The sequence below is a fragment of the Cupriavidus sp. 01L43 genome (genome assembly GCF_056399925.1).
This window is the reverse complement of the sequence record NZ_JBFTSH010000017.1, coordinates 59849-77730: the sequence shown is the minus strand read 5'-3', so window position 1 is coordinate 77730 and position 17882 is coordinate 59849. Positions and strand designations below refer to the sequence as shown.

General features: G+C 68.4%; 18 protein-coding genes. 3 read left to right on the top strand and 15 right to left on the bottom strand.

Annotation, left to right across the window (positions count from 1 at the left end; translation table 11 throughout):
* Nucleotides 1–2: 2 nt before the first annotated feature.
* The gene (locus tag AC1DP9_RS22840) at nucleotides 3–857 is read right to left on the bottom strand and encodes an IclR family transcriptional regulator (protein ID WP_092293424.1); all 855 of its coding nucleotides are present in this window, start codon (nucleotides 855–857) and stop codon (nucleotides 3–5) included.
* A 371-nt stretch (nucleotides 858–1228) separates the two neighbouring features.
* Between AC1DP9_RS22840 and AC1DP9_RS22835 the strand changes: the two genes are divergently transcribed.
* Entirely contained in the window at nucleotides 1229–1750 is a 522-nt protein-coding gene (locus AC1DP9_RS22835; RefSeq protein WP_092293426.1) for a MarR family winged helix-turn-helix transcriptional regulator, read from the top strand.
* A gap of 22 nt (nucleotides 1751–1772) precedes the next feature.
* On the opposite strand, the gene AC1DP9_RS22830 is transcribed toward AC1DP9_RS22835, so the two are convergent.
* The 13 genes from AC1DP9_RS22830 to AC1DP9_RS22770 form a co-directional block, all read right to left on the bottom strand.
* The gene (locus AC1DP9_RS22830; protein ID WP_477108581.1) at nucleotides 1773–3197 is read right to left on the bottom strand and encodes an MFS transporter; all 1425 of its coding nucleotides are present in this window, start codon (nucleotides 3195–3197) and stop codon (nucleotides 1773–1775) included.
* 22 nt (nucleotides 3198–3219) lie between these two features.
* Nucleotides 3220–4176 carry a PDR/VanB family oxidoreductase gene (locus AC1DP9_RS22825; RefSeq protein WP_477108580.1) on the bottom strand — a complete coding sequence of 319 codons (957 nt, stop codon included), beginning with the start codon at nucleotides 4174–4176 and terminating at the stop codon, nucleotides 3220–3222.
* Between the two features lie 57 nt (nucleotides 4177–4233).
* Nucleotides 4234–5199, bottom strand: a complete 966-nt coding sequence (locus AC1DP9_RS22820; RefSeq protein WP_441593661.1) for a VOC family protein — start codon at nucleotides 5197–5199, stop codon at nucleotides 4234–4236.
* Between the two features lie 34 nt (nucleotides 5200–5233).
* Nucleotides 5234–6709 carry an aldehyde dehydrogenase gene (locus tag AC1DP9_RS22815; RefSeq protein WP_441593660.1) on the bottom strand — a complete coding sequence of 492 codons (1476 nt, stop codon included), beginning with the start codon at nucleotides 6707–6709 and terminating at the stop codon, nucleotides 5234–5236.
* 12 nt (nucleotides 6710–6721) lie between these two features.
* Nucleotides 6722–7528 carry an aspartate dehydrogenase gene (locus tag AC1DP9_RS22810; protein ID WP_092293435.1) on the bottom strand — a complete coding sequence of 269 codons (807 nt, stop codon included), beginning with the start codon at nucleotides 7526–7528 and terminating at the stop codon, nucleotides 6722–6724.
* Between the two features lie 19 nt (nucleotides 7529–7547).
* Complete coding sequence (locus AC1DP9_RS22805) at nucleotides 7548–9281, bottom strand: thiamine pyrophosphate-binding protein (protein ID WP_477108579.1); 1734 nt, start codon at nucleotides 9279–9281, stop codon at nucleotides 7548–7550.
* On the bottom strand, nucleotides 9274–10077 hold the full coding sequence (locus AC1DP9_RS22800) for an SDR family oxidoreductase (RefSeq protein WP_477108578.1): 804 nt from the start codon (nucleotides 10075–10077) through the stop codon (nucleotides 9274–9276). Before AC1DP9_RS22800 ends, AC1DP9_RS22805 begins: the two co-directional genes overlap by 8 nt.
* Before the next feature lie 22 nt (nucleotides 10078–10099).
* Nucleotides 10100–10939: an IclR family transcriptional regulator gene (locus AC1DP9_RS22795; protein ID WP_477108577.1), complete on the bottom strand. Its 840-nt coding sequence runs from the start codon at nucleotides 10937–10939 to the stop codon at nucleotides 10100–10102.
* Between the two features lie 35 nt (nucleotides 10940–10974).
* A complete protein-coding gene (locus AC1DP9_RS22790) occupies nucleotides 10975–11511 on the bottom strand; it encodes a cupin domain-containing protein (protein WP_441593657.1) in 537 nt (178 codons plus the stop codon).
* 19 nt (nucleotides 11512–11530) lie between these two features.
* Nucleotides 11531–12301, bottom strand: a complete 771-nt coding sequence (locus tag AC1DP9_RS22785) for an SDR family oxidoreductase (RefSeq protein ID WP_477108576.1) — start codon at nucleotides 12299–12301, stop codon at nucleotides 11531–11533.
* Nucleotides 12294–13349, bottom strand: a complete 1056-nt coding sequence (locus AC1DP9_RS22780; protein ID WP_477108575.1) for an aromatic ring-hydroxylating dioxygenase subunit alpha — start codon at nucleotides 13347–13349, stop codon at nucleotides 12294–12296. Before AC1DP9_RS22780 ends, AC1DP9_RS22785 begins: the two co-directional genes overlap by 8 nt.
* 25 nt (nucleotides 13350–13374) lie before the next feature.
* Nucleotides 13375–13695: a recombinase-like helix-turn-helix domain-containing protein gene (locus AC1DP9_RS22775; RefSeq protein ID WP_092293449.1), complete on the bottom strand. Its 321-nt coding sequence runs from the start codon at nucleotides 13693–13695 to the stop codon at nucleotides 13375–13377.
* Between the two features lie 186 nt (nucleotides 13696–13881).
* Nucleotides 13882–14760 (bottom strand): alpha/beta fold hydrolase, encoded by an 879-nt coding sequence (locus AC1DP9_RS22770; protein WP_477108574.1) that lies wholly within the window; start codon nucleotides 14758–14760, stop codon nucleotides 13882–13884.
* 496 nt (nucleotides 14761–15256) lie between these two features.
* On the opposite strand from AC1DP9_RS22770, the gene AC1DP9_RS22765 reads away from it, so the two are divergent.
* Entirely contained in the window at nucleotides 15257–16351 is a 1095-nt protein-coding gene (locus AC1DP9_RS22765) for a porin (protein ID WP_092293453.1), read from the top strand.
* A 159-nt stretch (nucleotides 16352–16510) separates the two neighbouring features.
* Entirely contained in the window at nucleotides 16511–17506 is a 996-nt protein-coding gene (locus AC1DP9_RS22760; RefSeq protein ID WP_477108573.1) for a Bug family tripartite tricarboxylate transporter substrate binding protein, read from the top strand.
* Here the strand turns inward: AC1DP9_RS22760 and AC1DP9_RS22755 are convergent.
* Nucleotides 17487–17882, bottom strand: a complete 396-nt coding sequence (locus tag AC1DP9_RS22755; RefSeq protein WP_477108572.1) for a hypothetical protein — start codon at nucleotides 17880–17882, stop codon at nucleotides 17487–17489. The two genes, AC1DP9_RS22760 and AC1DP9_RS22755, sit on opposite strands and share 20 nt — an antisense overlap.

The following is a 17882-nucleotide window of genomic DNA, read 5'->3' as shown; positions in this document are numbered from 1 at the left end:
CGTCATTCGTTGGCCACCCTGCCCTGCAGGGTCGGCCGGTAATCCAGCAGGCGCGACAGCTCCCCTGCCGCCTCGCGCACCTTCTCGACCATCGAATCGAGCAGCGCCGGATCGATCCGGGCTGCCGGGATGGTCGCCCCCAGCGCCGCCACCACGCGCGTGGTGCGGTCACGCACCGGCGCGGCGATGGTCGAGATGCTGGCCTCGAAGAAGCCTTCGTGCAGCACGTAGCCGCGCTGGCGGTCACGCTGCACCATCTCGTACAGCTCTTCCACGGTGCGCGGCGTGCTGTCCGAGTACACCTCCAGCCGTGGCTCCGGATACAGCTCCCGCAGCGCCTCCAGCGAGAGGTCTTCCAGCAGCACGCGTCCCAGCACCGTGGCATGCGCCGGCAGGCGGGTGCCGACGTTCACCGTGCTGGTGAACGGCCGCGCCGCCACCGACTTGGCCACGTACACGATCGACCGGCCATCCCGCACCACCAGGTTGCACGGGTAGTGGATGTCGTCGCGCAGGCGGTCCAGCAACGGCCGGCCCAGTTCGGTCAGCTCCAGCGAGGCCAGGTAGTCGAAGCCCAGCCGCAGCACCGCCATGCCGAGGCGGAACTCGCGCCCGCCGTCGGTCCGCTCCACGAAGCCCATCATCTCCAGCGTGGCCAGCAGCCGGAACACCGTCGAGCGCGGCACCTTCAGCCGCCGCGCCAGTTCCGCCGCCGACAGCGTGCGGTCCTTGCTGCTGAACTCGCCCAACAGCCTGAGCCCGCGTTCGAGCCCCGGCACGATGTACTTATCTTGTGTGTCCTGTACTTCCTGCTGCGTTTCCTGCTGCGTTTCCTCTCTGGGAAGGTCCTGGTTCATGGTCTCTCTCTGCGTAGCGTTCGGTCCTGCCGCCGGCTTTTCGCACTTCAGCCGGCTGGCAACGGATCCGTATAACATGCGGCGTCGCGCACAGCACGAGCCCCCGCACGTCTCCACTCCGAACCCTAGCAGATATGTTTTATCTATGAAACCCGGATTCACATCAGGAACGAATTCAGATTAAGGCGACTTTGTTGATGACTCAACTTAAGTTAATCCCGGATTGACATAGCCCTTGTGATCTGTCGTGTTTTGCTGCGTGGCACAAAGTTGCGGGCCCCGCCAGCTGTGAGACAATCGCCGCCGGTTTCCGGCCGTCTTGCGGCATCCCGCGACATTCCGCGGCATCCTTTCCCGCCTTCCACTTCGCCATGTCCAGCCCCACCTCCGCACACGAACAAGCCACTCCGGCCGCAGATCCCTGGTCCCAACTCGACGAGGCGGGCACAGGACTGACCGTCAACGACTTCCTGACGACGATGTTGAGCCAGCTAGTGACGGCGCTGCGCAGCAGCGTGACCGAGCCGTACGCCACGCAGTTCGAACTGACCGTGCCGGAATGGCGCATGCTGGCGCTGCTGGCGCATGGCAAGGAGCTGTCCTTCGCGGAGATGGTCAAGCAGTCCACCTCGGACAAGGCGCTGGTCAGCCGCACGCTGCGGCTGCTGGAGGACCGGGGGCTCGTCACACTGGAGTCGGAAGGCAGCACGCCGCGCCGGCGCCTGATCTGCCGCATCACGCCCGCTGGCGAGGCGCTCCATGCGCAGGTGATTCCGCTGGCGCAGCGCGGGCAGGCATCGGTGATCCGCCTGCTGACGCCCGAGGAGCGCCACGGCCTGTACACGGGCCTGCGCAAGCTGCACGGCATCTGCACCGGCGCCGGCCGCGACTGACCCCCCTTCAGCGTTGCCGAGGCTAGGCCTCCAGCGCCTCCAGCACCTGACCCCTGGTCTCGATGCCGAGGAAGAACACCGTCACGGCGGCCAGTAGCGGCACCACGGCCAGCCCGTAGAACGCCAGGCTCAGGTTGCCGCTGCCGATGGTGCTGGCGATCAGCCCCGGGGCGAAGATCGCCGAGATCTTGAGCCACGCGCCGCCCAGCCCGCAGCCCATGGCGCGGATGCTGGTGGGGTACAGCTCCGGCGTGTAGACATAGGCCGTGATGAAGCCGCAGGCCAGGAAGCCCATCGCCAGCGCGCAGAACGTGGCCACCACGTAGACCGTGGAGGCGTGGAACACGCCCGCCAGCACCAGCGACACCGCGCACAGCACGAAGGACACGTTGATCACCGGCTTGCGGCCCACCTTGTCCACCACCATCGCGCAGATCAGCGACCCGACCACGCCCAGCACCGAGGCGCCCGCCGCGAGGTTCAGCGCCAGTTGCAGTGGCGCGTGGTAGACCGTCTTGTAGACCGTGGGCAGCCAGGTCGACAGCCCGTACTGGATAAAGCCGCAGGTCGCCCACAGCATCCACACAGCCAGCGTGCGGCCGATATAGACGCGGCCGACGAGGTCGCGCACGCGGCGGCGCGGGTGGCGGGCCGCCATGGCGTCGAACGCCGAGGGATCGCCCACTGGTGGTAGCGGCTGCCTGGCGCGGGCCTCGAAGGCGCTCAGCGCCGCGTCGGCCTCGCCCAGCCGGCCCTTCTCGGCCAGCCAGCGCGGCGACTCGGGAATCAGCTTGCGCAGCACGAAGAACAGCACGATCGGCACCCCACCCAGGAAGTACATCACCTCCCAGCCGTAGCGCGGCACCAGGAAGGCGCCCATCGCGTTGGACACCATCAGCCCGATCGGGAACACCACCTCGTACAGCAGCACGAAGCGGCCCCGGCCATGCGCGCGGGTGACCTCGTTGATATAGGTGGCCGCCACCGGCAGTTCGCCGCCCAGCCCCAGCCCCTGGATGATGCGCAGCAGCGCGAAAATCTCGAACGACGGTGCGAAGCCGCAGGCAATGCTCATCAGGCCGATGATGCCCGCGCTCCAGCCCACCGAACGCAGCCGGCCAAAGCGCTCGGCCAGCGCCGGGAACAGCAGCGCGCCGACCAACTGGCCCACCGAGGGCGCCGCGATCAGGAAGCCGATCTGGCCCGGCGTGAGCGACCAGTTGGCAATCAGCAGCGGCAGCGTGGCCGCGATGGCGATCACGTCGAAGCCGTCGAAGAAGGTGGCGAGGCCGATCAGCAGCCGGGCGCGGATATGCATCGCGTTGCCGGGCATCCGCTCGATACGGGCGATGATCTGGCCGCGCGTAACGGCGCGGGGGTTGGCCTGGGGGTGTGCGGGGGCCGTGGCGCTGGCTGATGCCGCGCCGTCTACGCTATCGATATACATCGGTGGGGGTTTCCTCGGCGGCTCAGAGATCCAGCACGAGCCGCTGGCCCTTGCATCCGGATACGCACACCATCATGGTGTTGTTGGCGGCGCGCTCGCTGTTGCTGAGCACGCTGTCGCGGTGGTCAGGGCAGCCGTCGAGCACGGCGGTCTCGCACGAGCCGCACACGCCCTCCCGGCAGCTGTACTCCATTGCCACGCCGGCTTCCAGCAGGGCATCGAGCAGCGACTTGCCGGACGGCACGCGCACGTTGGCGCCCGTGCGTTGCAGCGTGACGCTGTACTCGCCCTCCTGCACCGCCTCGGTGGCCGGGTCGGCGGCAAAGCGCTCGATGTGGACGTTGGCGTAGCCGTGGGCCGCGCAGGCGGCCTCGAAGGCGTTGAGCATCGGGCCGGGGCCGCAGCAGTAGAAATGCGTGCCGGCCTCCTGCCCGGCCAGCATCGCCTGGAGGTCCGGCGGCGCGCCCTGCTCGTCATCGAAATGGAAGCGCACGGCGTCGCCATAGACCGACAGGGTGTCGACGAAGGCCGCCTCCTCCCGCGAACGGGCGCAGTACACCAGCGTGAACGCCCGGCCGCGCTCGGCCAGCCGGCGCGCCATGCAGACGATGGGCGTGACGCCAATGCCGCCGGCCACGAGCACCGTGTGCGCGGCATCCTCGTCCAGCGCGAAGTGGTTGCGCGGCGTCGCCACGGTGAGCGTGCTGCCCACGCGCAGCTGCTCGTGCACGAAGCGCGAGCCGCCCCGGCTGTTGCGGTCCTGCAGCACGCCCACGGTGTAGCGGTCGCGCGCCTCGGGCGCGCCGCACAGCGAATAGCTGCGCACCAGGCCGTTGGCCAGGTGGAGGTCGATATGCGCGCCCGGGCTGAATTCGGGCAAGGTGGCGCCGCTGGGGTCGCGCAGCTCGATGCTGACCACACCGCGCGCCTCGAACCGCATGGCCTGCACGCGCATCGTCAGGGATTGACTGGCACTCATGACTGCTTCCTTCTCAATGCTTGCCTCGCCAGAGGCAACAGCGACTTCAACACCGATTCAACGCTTTTCCGTGAGGAACTTGCCCTGCGGGCCGCCGGCGTTCTTCTGCCGGCGCGTATTGCCGTCGATGCCACCCTCGATGGCCCATTCGGCGAACACGGTCGGGCCCGGCTCGAACGCGCGCGGCTCCCAGTGGGCGTCGAGCTGGTCCTCGTCGGCGTAGTACTCGATCAGGCCGCCGGCCGGATTCTTGAAGTACCAGAAGTAGGCGGACGAGATCGGGTGGCGGCCCGGGCCGAGCTGGGTGTCCCAGCCCGTGCGGGACATGTGCATGCCGCCGCCGAAGACCTCGTGGATGTCCCGCACCGTGAAGGCGACGTGGTTCAGGCCGCGCTTGGGCTGCGGCAGCTGCAGCAGGAACAGGTCGTGGTGGCCGCCCTCGGCCGCGCAGCGCAGGAAGGCGCCGCGCTCCGGATAGTTGTCCGACTGCACGAAGCCGAACTTCTCCACATAGAAGCGCTCGGTGGCCTTCACGTCCGTGACGAAGAACACCACGTGGCCCACCTCGATCGGCGCGGCGCGCTCGTAGACCGGGCTGCGCTGGTTCAGGCGCGGCTTGTCGTTCCACGTGTTCATCACCGCGCATTCCACCTCCACCTCGCGCTTGCGCGAGACCTGGAAGCGCACGGCCAGCCCGTTCGGGTCGGTGCAGCCCACGCGCGCGCCGTCCTGCTGGCGCACGAAGGTCGGCTCGGCGCCGATGGCGTCGGCAATCGCCTCCAGCGACGCCTGGTCCGCCACGCCCCACACCACCTCGCGCAGCGTGGGGCCGTCCTCGATGGCCGGCGCCAGCGCCGGATCGGCGATCTTGCGCACCAGCACGCGGCAGCCGTTCAGCGTTTCGAAGTCCAGCGCCTCGGCGTCGTCGCGCTTGACCGTGAGGCCCCAGTCGCTGAAGAAGCCTCGGCACGCGTCGAAGTCGTCGGCGCCGTAGGTGATTTCGTCGATTCCCAATACCTTCATCTTGCTTCTCCGTCCTGCCGGTTGATACCCGGGCTCAGTTGGCCCACGGCAGCGGTTGTTCGTTCAGGCCCCAGTACACGGCCTTCTGTTCCATGTATTGCAGGATGCCCAGTCGTCCCTTCTCGCGGCCCAGGCCGCTGTCCCGCCAGCCGCCGAACGGTGTCGAGATCGAGAACTGCTTGTAGGTGTTGATCCACACGTTCCCGGCTTGCACGGATCGTGCCACCCGCCAGGCGCGCTTGTAGTCGCGCGTCCAGATGCCGGCGGCCAGGGCGTAGATGCTGTCGTTGGCCTGGGCAATCAGGTCGTCCTCGTCGTCGAACGGCATCGCCACCAGCACCGGCCCGAAGATCTCCTCCTGGCAGATGCGCGCGTGGTTATCGAGCCCTTCGATGATGGTCGGCGTGTAGAAGTAGCCGTTGGCCAGCCCCGCCACGTCCGGGCGCATGCCGCCCGTGCGCAGCTGGCCGCCGTCTTCCACGCCCGTCGCCACGTAGGACTCGATACTGTCGCGGTGCCGGTCGGTGATCAGCGGGCCCATCTGGGTGCGTTCGTCGGCCGGATCGCCCACGCGCAGCCTGGCGGCGGCGGCGGCCAGACGGTCCATGAACGGCTCGTACTGCGCGCGCGCCACGAACAGGCGCGAGCCGGCGATGCACGATTCACCCGACGAACTGAAGATGCCGTACAGCACGCCGTTCACCGCGTGGTCCAGGTCGGCGTCGTCGAAAATCATGGTCGGGGACTTGCCGCCCAGCTCCAGCGACACCGGCATCATCTTGTCCGCGGCGATGTGGGCGATGTGCTTGCCGGTGGTGGTGCCGCCCGTGAACGACACGCGGCGCACCAGCGGATGCTTGGTGATGGCGTCGCCGATCACCGAGCCCTTGCCCGGCAGCACGCTGATCAGGCCCCGGGGTACGCCGGCTTCCTCGCAGATCGCGGCCAGTTCCAGCGCCATCAGCGGCGTTACCTCGGCCGGCTTGACCACCACGGCGTTGCCGGCGGCCAGCGCGGGCGCCATCTTCTGTGCCTCGCTGGCAATCGGCGAATTCCACGGCGTGATGGCGGCCACCACGCCCATCGGCTCGTAGACGCTCATGGTCAGGCAGTCGCCCCGCTGCGGCGTGATGGATTCCTCCATGGTTTCGCAGGCGGCGGCGAAGAACTGGAACGTGCCGGCGGCGCTGGCGACGAGCGCACGCGTCTCGCTGATCGGCTTGCCATTGTCCAGGCGCTGGCGCTGGGCCAGCGGCTCGGCGCGCGCGCGGATCATCTCGGCCACGCGGTACAGCACGGCGGCGCGCTCATGCGGCTTGCGCTGCGCCCAGCCGCTGGTCAGGAAGGCGCGATGGGCGCCCTGCACGGCTTCTTCCACATCGGCCAGGCTGGCCGCGTTCAGTTCGGCCACGACTTCGCCGGTGGCGGGGTAGCGCGTGGCGTAGCGGTCGCCCGAACCCAGGCGCCAGGCACCGGCGATGCAGATCGGGAGGACTTGTTGTGTGCTCATGTCAGATTCACTTCAGATCGACACCGCGTGGGCGCGGTTGCCGAGGGCGCGCACCACGCTGAACACGGTCAGCGCGGACGTCTTGGGATTGGCCGCGAGCGGCTTGCCGCGCATGGTCAGCTCGAAGCCACCAAACGCGCCGCGTGCTTCCACGTGGTGGACGTTTTCCTCCGCGTGCGGGTCGGCCAGCAGCTTGACCGACGTGCGGTCCAGGCCGAGCCCGGCCAGCGAGACCGTTGCGGCCACGTTGGCGTTCTTCGGATAGAGCCGCGCGGCGTCGCGCGCGGTGCCTTCGAAGATGACCGTGGCTTCGGTCAGGGCGTCGAGGTCGAACAGGTCGGCCGCCGGCGTGCCGGCCCAGGCGCGGGCCGGCTTGCGGCCGGTGTAGATGACTTCGTCCAGACCGCCCACGCGGGCGGCAGCCAGCGCGTCGATGGCGCCGATGGCGCCCGACAGGAGCTGCACCTGCGTGTTGCCACGGCGGGCTGCCGCCTCCAGACGCTCGGCCATGCCCGGCTCGGACAGCGCGCCGACTGACACCACCATGCACGGAATGCCACGCTCCAGCGCCGGCACGATATGCTCCTCCAGCGCGCGATGGCCCGCGCACTCCACGAGCAGGTCCGGGCGACGGTCGCCATCGGCCAGCCCGGTGGCCACGCGCACATTGGGCGCCAGCGCCGACAGCGCGCCGCGTGCCGCGTCCATCGTGCCCGCCGGCACGATCACGACGTCGAACACGACATCCGGGTCCGACTTCAGCAGTTCCAGCACGCCGCGGCCAATCGCCCCGCAACCCACCATGGACACATGCAGCATGGACATTCTCCTGGTTGGCTCAGGCCGCCGCCGCAGCGGCTGCTGCCGCCGGGGTCGATACGGGGCTGGAAGTCGGGCTTGCAATCGGCTGCTGCTTGTTGACCGGCGGGCCGGCGAACACGGTCTTGAAGCTGCCGATGGACAGCATGTCGATTTCCAGCAGGAACGGGCCCGGCTCGACCGTGGCCTCTTCCAGCGCCGCGCCGATGTCGGCGAGATTGCTCACACGGCGGTGACGCAGCGCGAGCGACTTCGAGAGCTGGGCGTAGTCCGGCGTGTGCAGGTCCACGTAGTGGCGGCGACCGCCGTACTGCGCGTCCTGGATGTTCTTGATCACGCCGTAGCCCTTGTCGTTCATCAGCACGATGACCATGTCGGCACGCTCCTGCACCGCCGTGGCGAGTTCGCCCAGGTTCAGGATGAACCCGCCATCGCCGGCCAGCGTGAAGGTCTTCTTGCCCGAAGCCGTGGCCGCCGCGCCGATGGCGGCGCCGATGCCCATGGCCAGGCCCTGGCCGATGCCGCCGCCGAGCGCGTGCACGCCGGCACGCGAGTCGAAGATGTGCAGGTGACGGTTGCCCCAGGTGCTGTTGGACACCGTGACGTCGCGCACCCAGTTGAAGTTGCGGCCCACCGCCTGCTGGAGCGCCTGCACCAGCGCGCTGTACGGGCCGAGGCCGTCCACCAGCGCGCCCACGGCCACGTCGTGGGCACGGCGCAGGTCGGCGGCGAAACCGGCGTCCACTTTCAGGCGGCCTTCAAGCCGATCGGCGAGGCCATCCAGCGCCAGGGCGGCGTCGCCGCTGACGAAGTGGTCGCTCTGGTAGCAGCGGCCTTCCGAGGCCGGATCGGCGTCGATGCGCAGCAGCGGGCGCGGCAGCTTCAGCTCGTACTTCAGGGTTTCATTGCCGCGCAGGCGCGAGCCGACCACCAGCATCGCATCGCACGTCTGGTAGAAGGTTTCGATGGGCTTGTGGAGGTTGTAGGCGCCCAGCGAGCGCGGATCGTCCTCCGCCACGATGCCGCGACCCTGCGTGGAGGTGACCACGCCAAACCCCATGTCCAGCAGGCGCTTGACCTGCTGGCTGGCGTGGCGCGCGCCGCCGCCGAGCCACAGCATCGGCCGGCGGGCCTTGGCGAGTTGGTCGGCCAGCGCGTCGAGCGCATGGGCCGAGGGCTGGTGCTGCGGCACCGGCAGCGGTTGCAGGTCGGCCGGCATCGGGATCAGCGCGGCCTGGATGTCGATGGGGATTTCCACGCTGACCGGGCCGGTCGGCGCCGTCAGCGCGGTCTGCACGGCCAGCTTGATGGTCGAGAGCGCGGTGTCGGCGCTGCGGATGCGGAAGGCGGCCTTCGACACGGCCTTCAGCATGGTGAGCTGGTCCGGGGCCTCGTGGATATAGGCGAGGCTCTGGTCCAGGTACGGCGTTTCGATCTGGCCGGTGATGTGGAGCATCGGCGTGCCGGCCGTCAGGGCCTCGACCATCGCGCCGGCAGCGTTGCCCGCCGCCGTGCCCGTGCTGGTCAGGCACACGCCCAGGCCACCCGTGGTGCGGGCGTAGGCATCGGCCATATTGGTGCCGCCCGCTTCGCCGCGCGCCGGCACGAAGCGGATCTTGCCGCGCTCGCCCATCGCGTCGAGGATGGGCATGTTGTGGATCGAAATCACGCCGAAGGCAGCCTTGACGCCGCACTGTTCGAGGAAGGCCGCGATGGCGCAGCCCACGGTGACTTGTTGTTGTTCGTTACGCATGACGGGAGAGTCCTCCGGAAATATCGATGTGGCTGCCCGTGGTGTACGAAGACAACGGCGAGGCAAGGAACAGGATGGCGCGCGCGGCTTCCTGCGGCAGGCCGAGACGGCCCAGTTGGATGTTCTTCTGGCGGGCCAGACGCGCGGTCCACGCGGTCCAGTCCAGGTGGCGGTCTTCCTCCGGGCGCGCGTCGAAGCGGCGGCGCCACTGGCCGGACTCGACGAGCCCGATCAGGATGCCGTTCACGCGCACGCCGCGCGGCGCGAATTCGGTGGCCAGCGAGCGCACGAGGTTGTGCACGCCGGCGCGCGCCGCCGAGGTGGCGACCATATGCGGCTCCGGCTGGGTGGCGAGCAGCGAGTTCACGCAGACCACGGCGCCCTGCCCCGACTGCTCGAGTTGCGGCAGGAAGGCGCGGGTCGGGTGGATCACGGAGAAGAACTTCAGTTGCAGCTCCTCCATCCACGCGGCGTCCTCGGTGCTGGCGAAGGTCGACACGCGCCCCTGGCCGGCGTTGTTGACCAGCATGTCCACCGGGCCGAGTTCGCGCGCCACGTCGGCGGCGAAGGCGTTGACCTGCGTAGCCTGCAGCACGTCGCACTGGGCCGCGTAGAGGCGGCAGCCGGTAAAGCGCGCGCGCAGCGAGGCCTCGGCCTGGCGCAGGCGCCGTTCGTCACGGCCGCACATCGCCACGGCGGCGCCAGCTTCCAGCAGCAGTTCGACGGTCGCCAGCCCGATGCCGGAGGACCCGCCGGTCACGACGGCCACTTTGCCGTCGAGTTGAATCATGGACATCGTCCTCACTCCCCTCTTTTGCTCATTCCCGATGTAAAGACACGACCTTGCCGTGCCCGTTGGCGCGATGCGGCCGGTAGTCCAGCAGCCGCGACAGCTCGCGCGCGGACTCCCTCACCCGTTCCACCATCAGCCCGAGCTGCTCCGGGTCGATGCGCGACGCCGGGATCGTGGCGCCCAGCGCGGCGGTGACCTTGCCGGTGCGGTCGCGCACCGGCGCGGCGATGGTGGAGATGCTGGCTTCGAAGAAGCCTTCGTGCAGCACGTAGCCGCGCGAGCGGTCTTGCTGCACCATCTCGAACAGCGCGTCCACGGTGCGTGGCGTGCTGTCCGAGTAGATCTGCAACTGCGGCTCCGGATAGATCTCGCGTAGCTGCGCCAGCGAGAGGTCTTCCAGCAGCACGCGCCCCAGCACGGTGGCATGCACCGGCAGGCGCGTGCCCACGTTGACGTTGCTGGCGAACGGGCGCGACGCCGCCGACTTGGCGACGTAGACCACCGAGCGGCCATCGCGCACCACGAGGTTGCACGGGTACTCGATTTCATCGCGCAGCTTGTTCAGCAGCGGCGCGCCCAGTTCGGTCAGCTCCAGCGAGGCCAGGTAGTCGAAGCCGAGCCGGAGCACGGCCAGGCCCAGCCGGTATTCGCGGCCGCCGTCGGCACGCTCCACGTAGCCCGTGGCTTCCAGCGTCGCCAGCAGGCGGAACACCGTGGAGCGGGGCACGTCGAGCCGGCGCGCGAGGTCGGCCGCCGACAGCACGCGGTCACGCGCGCTGAACTCGGCCAGCAGGCGCAGGCCACGCTCCAGGCCGGGCACGATGTACCGGTCCTGGATCTCGGCGGGCAGTGGTTGGGTGCTCATGGCGGATGGCTGGATGGATCGACGATCGGCGCGGTTCAGCGCTTGACCTGGGTGAGCGGATGCTCGGGCGGGTACGTCGGCGTGATCGGCTTCCTGGCGCCGAGCATCACGCACATCAGCGCGTCTTCGTCGCCGATGTTGATTTCCTCGCGGTACACGCCCGGCGGCACCGACACGAGGTCGCGGTCGGTCAGGATGGTCTCGAAGCGCTCGCCGTCCTTCTCCAGGACCAGCTTGATCTTGCCGCGCAGGATGAAGAAGACCTCTTCGACATCGGTGTGCAGGTGCGACGGGCCTTCGTGGCCGGCCGGGATGATCATCGTGGAGAACGTGAAATGCTCCGACGGCACCGTGTTGGTGTCCGCGGCCACGCCGGTGCCGCCCGTACCGAGGTAGCGCATCTGGGCGCGGCGGTACTTCGGGTCGTAGTCGGCCTGGAACTTCAGGGCATCCCAGTCGTACCGGCGGGTGGAGAAGCGCGCCACGCGGCTTTCCATCCACTGGTCGAACGAGGCGTCGGCAGGTTGCTCCCAGCTACGCTTGATGTTTTCCTGTTGGGACATATCGCTCATTGGATCGGGTTCCTTGGTTTCAGTGCATGACAAAGCCGCCGTTCACGGCCAGGGTCTGGCCGGTGACGAAGCGGGAGAGGTCGGACAGCGCGAACAGCACGGCGCCGCAGACATCGTCGGGGACTTGCTCGCGCTGGAGCGCGCGCTGGTTGCGGTACAGGTCGTGGCGGTGCTGCGGCACGTATTCGGTGGCTTCCACCAGCGTGAGGCCCGGCGCCACGGCGTTGACCGTGACCTGCGCATCGCCCAGTTCACGGGCCAGCGAGCGGGTCATGCCGATGATGGCGCTCTTGCTGGCCACGTAGGCCAGCAGGTTGGGCGCGCCCCACAGCGGGGTGTCCGAGGCCAGGTTGACCACGGCGCCCCGGCCGCTGGCGCGCAGCGCGGGCGTGCAGGCGGCGGTCATCAACCAGGTGCCGCGCACGTTCACGTTCATCACGCGGTCCCAGGTGGCCACGTCCAGCGCGGTCAGGTCCCGGCCGCCGGAGTCGGTGACCGCGCCGTTGTTGACCAGGCCGTCGAGGCCGCCGAGGGCCTCTGCGGCGGCGGCGGCGCAGGCCTGCACCGAGGCCGGGTCGTTCAGGTCCAGCGTCAGCGGCACCACGTTGAAGCCGCGCGCCTGCAAGGCGGCGGCCGATTCCTGCACGCGGTCCGCGAGGATGTCGGCCATCGCCACGGCGCCGCCGGCTTCGGCAATCGCGGTGGCGAAGGCCAGCCCGAGGCCGCGCGCGGCGCCGGTGACCAGCACCTTGCGCCCTGCCAGCAGGTTGGCGGTTGCGGCGTCACGCATGGCTGGGGACTCCGCCTGCCGGTTGCAGCATCGCCACCGGTTCGTTGGCCACTTCGGCATCGGCGCGGCGCTTCAGCAGGCGGCGCACGCGGGTGATGCCGGCGTCGTGCTGGTACAGCATCTCGTGGTCGCGCGCGTTCGGCGCCATCGACTCCAGCACCACGCGGTCTTGCTCGAGGACGTCCCAGTGCAGCCCTTCCAGGCGGTTGCGATACAGGAAGCGCCACACGTCGCGCTCCCAGCCCTGCACGTGGCGGGTGCGCCAGAAGAACACCAGGCAGTGATCCTCGTCCACCGGCGTGGCCATGCCGACGATGCCGAACGGGCCGCCGGGGCCGACCTTGTCGCGGTAGGGGATGGACAGGCGCAGCCACAGCGTGCCGGTCTCGCCGAATTCCACCCAGTCGAAGTTCACGCCGCGCTGGCCGGTCTTCTCGAAGATCAGGCCGCTGTCGGTCTCGCGGATCTGCATGACGGCCGACTTCTCGCCGCTGGCCATCGAGTGCGAGACGGCGTGCAGGTAGGCGCCGTGCATCGGGTCCATGACGTTGTCGATCGCGTAGCGGTAGTTGCAGTCCCAGTGGGCCACGCAGAGGAAGTTGGTGTGGTCGTCGCTCACCAGTTCCTCGGGCAGGCGCAGGGCATCGGCTTCGGCCGGGGCGCTGTCGCCGAACCACAGGAAGATCGCGCCGGCCTGCTCCTGCACCGGGTAGCTGCGCACGCAGGTGCGGCCTTCCAGCGGGCAGCTCTCCACGGCCGGCACGCTCTTGACCTGGCCGTCGCCGCCCACTTCCACGCCGTGGTACCAGCAGGCCACGCGGTCGCCGAGGTTCCAGCCCATCGACAGACGCGCGCCACGGTGCGGGCAGCGGTCTTCCAACGCGTGCAGCGCGCCGGCGTTGTCACGCCACACGACGATGTTCTGGCCCAGGCGGGTGATGCCGATGGGCGCGTGGGTGACCTGCCACGACGCCGCCACCGGATACCAGTAGTTGCGCAGGCCGCTGTTCAGACGCGCCTCGGCACGTGCTTGCTTGTTCGATTCCATGTCTTGTCTCGCTGGGGTTCCGGCGTCAGGCGCCCAGGCGGCGCATTTCGGCGAGGAAGGCTTCCTCGGTCCACGGCTGGCCATCGGCGGCCAGGAAATTCGTGCGGTTGAGCGCGCGGACGATGTCGCCCGGGTTCTTGGCGCCGCCCTCGAAGGCCGCCTCCAGCGCATCGGCGAGCGCGTTCTCGTACGCGGTGGGGGCCGCCGCACGGGTCTGCCAGACGATGTTGGCCACCTTGCCCGGCTGCTCGATATGGCCCTTGCCCGCTACGTTGTTCGGCGCGGGGCGCTCCCACGGCACCAGGTTCGGGTTGTACGAGAGGCTTTCCATTGCGCTTTGCTCCATGGCTGGCTTTGTTGGGGACGGCGGCTTCAACCGCGCTCGCGTTCTCAGGCTCGCTTTGTTTTACCTGTGAAACACGAGTTTAAATATTGAACACAGGTACGACTATAGACAACGACGCTTCAAAAATTGACTGGGGTTAACCCGTGAAGCGCCGGTTCGTGGCGGAGAAGTGCTGAAACCCTCGCCTTAGTCGTGCAGCGTGGCGCGAATCCGTTGGGCGACGGCCTGAGGCTGCTCGATGTAGCAGGCGTGGCCGGCGTCGGCGATCAGGTGGAACGGGAACTGGCATCGCCCGGCCAGCGCGGACGAGGCGGCGGGCGTGGTCACCACGTCCTGCGCGCCGCAGCCGACATCCACGGGGCGGGAGGCATCGGCAAGGTATTCATCGATGTCATCGCCACAGAGCAATGCGACCGCCTGGCGATAGCCGTCCGGATGCAGGCGGCGCATATTCCAGCGCACCCAGGCTTGGGCATCGGGCGTGGCAGCCGGGCTGAGCAGGCGGGTGGGGCCGCGCTGGGCGAGACCATCGACGCCGAGGGTGTCGAGCGCTTCGAGGCGCTGGGCCGAGACCTCGCGCGACTTGGCCTCATTACCCGGCGCGCCATAGCCGAGTGCGGGACTCAATAGAAGGAAGCTGGCCGGTTGCATGTCCGGCGCGGCCTGGGCGGCGTAGCCGGCGGCCATCAGCGCGCCGAGCGAATGGCCGACGATCAGGTCCGGGCGGACCTGGAGAGCGGCCAGCAGTTGCTCGAGCCGCGCGGCGTAGTCGCGGGCCGTGGGGGCGGGCATCGGCAATGGGGTGGAATCGCCGTAACCTGGCGCATCCCAGGCAATCACCCGCGCGCCGGCGGCGAGCAGGCTCGCGCAGGGCAGCCAGGATGCCGCGCCGGAGCTGATGCCGTGCAGCAACACGATCACCGGACCATGCGCGCCACCGACGCGGCAGGACACGCGTGTGCCTTGCGCATCGACCATCACGGTACGCGCGGCGAATTGGTTGTCCAACGCCGCCAGCAGGTCGGCGCCCGGTTCAAGTGCTCGATGGGGCGCGTTTTGTTCCATATGTGAAACCTGTATTTATAAATAAAACTCCTCGACTATAGGCCGGGTTCCGGGAGGGGTGGGATCAGGGTAAACAAGTAGAAAAATCCACGTCTGGAGCGCCGTTGCCACGCGCGGTCCGGACGGCCTCGGCATGCCCCGCAACGGGGCATCGTCAGATTTCACCCGAAAGCGGCTTGCTGCCTCGCTTTGCCGAGCGAGGACTGACTTCGCCCGCCCGGCCACTTTCGCAAAGGCGGTGCGCTGCCGTGGAAGCCGCGCACCACAACGATTCCAGGCCTTTGTGGTATCCGCGCCATGCCACGGCGTCGCCATGTCGCCTCACTAGGGTTCCCCCTGATCTACGCCGCAGGCTCTCCTGTCTATATTTCGCTGAACGTTTCCTATATAGTTCATTGTTTTACTAATGAAACGCAAAGACGGATCGGTCCCCCAACATGCCCCGGCCGGACGGAAACGCAGACGAGCCCACGAAAACTAGAGAAGGAAACGGTAGATGAAGATCGGAAAGTACGCGGCAGGCCTGCTGGCCGCAGCGCCCCTGCTGGCCTCGGCGCAATCGTCCGTCACACTGTATGGCGTGGTGGACACCGGCGTCGAGTTCGTCAACAACGTCGGCGCGGCCGGCAACAGCGTGGCCCGCATGAATACATTGACCGGCACCGTGCCGTCCCGCTGGGGCCTGCGCGGCACCGAGGATCTCGGCGGCGGCCTGAAGAGCGTCTTCGTGCTGGAGTCCGGCTTCGCGCCGGATTCCGGCACCGCCAACCAGGGCGGGCGCCTGTTCGGGCGCCAGGCGCTGGTCGGCCTGAGCGGCAAGTGGGGCCAGGTCTCGTTCGGCCGCCAGTACACCATGCTGTTCTGGGCCGTGCTCGATCCGGACATCCTCGGGCCGAACGCGTTCGGCTCGGGTTCGCTGGACAGCTACATCCCGAACACCCGCGCCGACAACGCCATCGCGTACAAGGGCACCTTCGGCGGCCTGACCGTGGGCGGCACGTACAGCTTCGGCCGCGACGTGGCCAACGCCGGTCCGAGCCCGGCCGGCACGAACTGCGCCGGCGAGAATCCGGCCGACAAGTCGCAGTGCCGCGAGTGGTCCGCCATGATCGGCTGGGACCAGAAGACCTGGGGCATTACCGCCGCGTATGACTCGCAGCGCGGCGGTCCGGGCGCCTTCGCCGGCCTGACCAGCAGCAGCCTCCGTGACGACCGCGCCTCGCTGGCTGGCTACGTGTTGCTCGATCGCACCAAGATCGGCGCCGGCGTGATCCGCCGCGAGAACCAGGGCAGCGCCACGCCGATCTCGGCGCTGTACTACATCGGCGCCGCGTACGACATCACGCCCGCGTTCACGCTGGCTGGCCAGGTCTACTATCTGAACTACAACAGCAGTGATAACAAGTCGATGCTGTACGCCATCCGCGGCATGTACAACTTCAGCAAGCGCACGGCCGTGTATGCGACCGCCGGCTTCATCAACAACGACGGCAACCTGACGTTGTCCGTCAGCGGCGCGCAGGCCGGCGCCAACACGAAGCCGGGCGGCCAGCAGTTTGGCGCCATGCTCGGCATCAAGCACATCTTCTAAGAACGGCGGACGCACGCGGCGCCGGGCAGCGTGTCCTCTGCCTTGCGCGCCGCTCGCCACAAGCCCGATGGGAAATCCGGCACAGCACCGTTTCCCCGACTCCTTCGCGCCGCCATGCCCCCGCATCGGGCGCGAACCCTGACAAGAGGTGTTTCGACCATGAAGACTGTCCGCCGCAACGTTCTCGCCGCCATGGGTGCGGCCTTCGGCGCCGCTGCCCTGCTCACCGCCCTGCCCGCGATGGCCCAGGGCGGCTACCCCAACAAGCCGATCACCATCGTGGTGGCCTACCCCGCCGGCGGCGACGTGGACGTGCTCGCCCGCCTGATGGCCGACAAGCTCGGCGCGCGGCTGAAGCAATCGGTAGTGGTGGAGAACCGCACCGGCGCCGCCGGCACCATCGGCAGCGCCTACGTGGCGCGCGCCGCCGCCGACGGCTACACGCTGCTGATGGCGCCCAACACGTTGTCGATCGCCCCGCTGGTGTTGAAGTCCGGCACCGGCGCCACCTACGACGTGCAGAACGACTTCACGCCGATTGCGCAGCTCGGCACGCAATCGCTGTTCGTGGTGGTGGCCAAGACCACCGGCATCACCAAGATGAGCGACCTCGTGGCGCGCGCCAAGGCCGGCAAGCTGGAGACGTACGCCACGCCGGGCAATGGCTCGCCGATGCACATCATGGGCGAGATGTTCAACAAGTCGGCCAGCGTGAAGATCGCGCAGGTGCCGTACCGGGGCACGGCGCCGGCCATCGTCGACGTGCTGGGCGGGCAGGTGCCGATGACCTACGTCACCTACGGCGCCGTGGCGCAGTACGTCGGCAATGGCAGCCTGGTGCCGCTGGCCGTGGCCGACACCAAGCGCTCCCCCTTCGCGCCGAACGTGCCGACGCTGGGCGAGCTGGGCTACAAGGACGTGGAGATTGGCGCGTGGCAGGCGATGCTCGGCCCGAAGAATCTGCCGCCGGAAATCGTCCGCACGCTGAACGGCCATGTGAACGAGATCCTCAAGCAGCCCGACGTCATCGCCAGGATGGCGACCATCGCCGTCACACCAGTCGGCGGCGAGCCCGCCGTGCTCCAGAAGCTGATTGCGGCGGACACCGCCCGCTACACCAAGCTCGTGAAGGAATTCAATATCCAGGCCGATTAGGCGTCTGAATCTTGAAGGTGCCGGCGCCGAAAACACCGGTAGTACTGGCCACCCCGGCATTGCTGCCGGGGTTTTTTTGTTTCTGGTGGAGTTGGTGATGGATCCATACCCTGGACACCGCAAACGCCAGCATGACGCAAACGATGCCAATTGCGAACGCCCGGAGCATCGCCCATTTGTGCGGGCGACGCCGGACGAGCGCGATGAAGAAGACAAGCAGACCCACGATAAGCAATGCGGCGACTGCCAGCGCGGCCATCGCAAGGTAGGCCGCAGCCGGACCGGTATAGCGGTCCCCGGGCTTGAAAGGGGTCAGCACCAGCGCCACGACGTAGGCCACGCCCACGATGGCAAGAAGCCACGCGATGACGTTCAT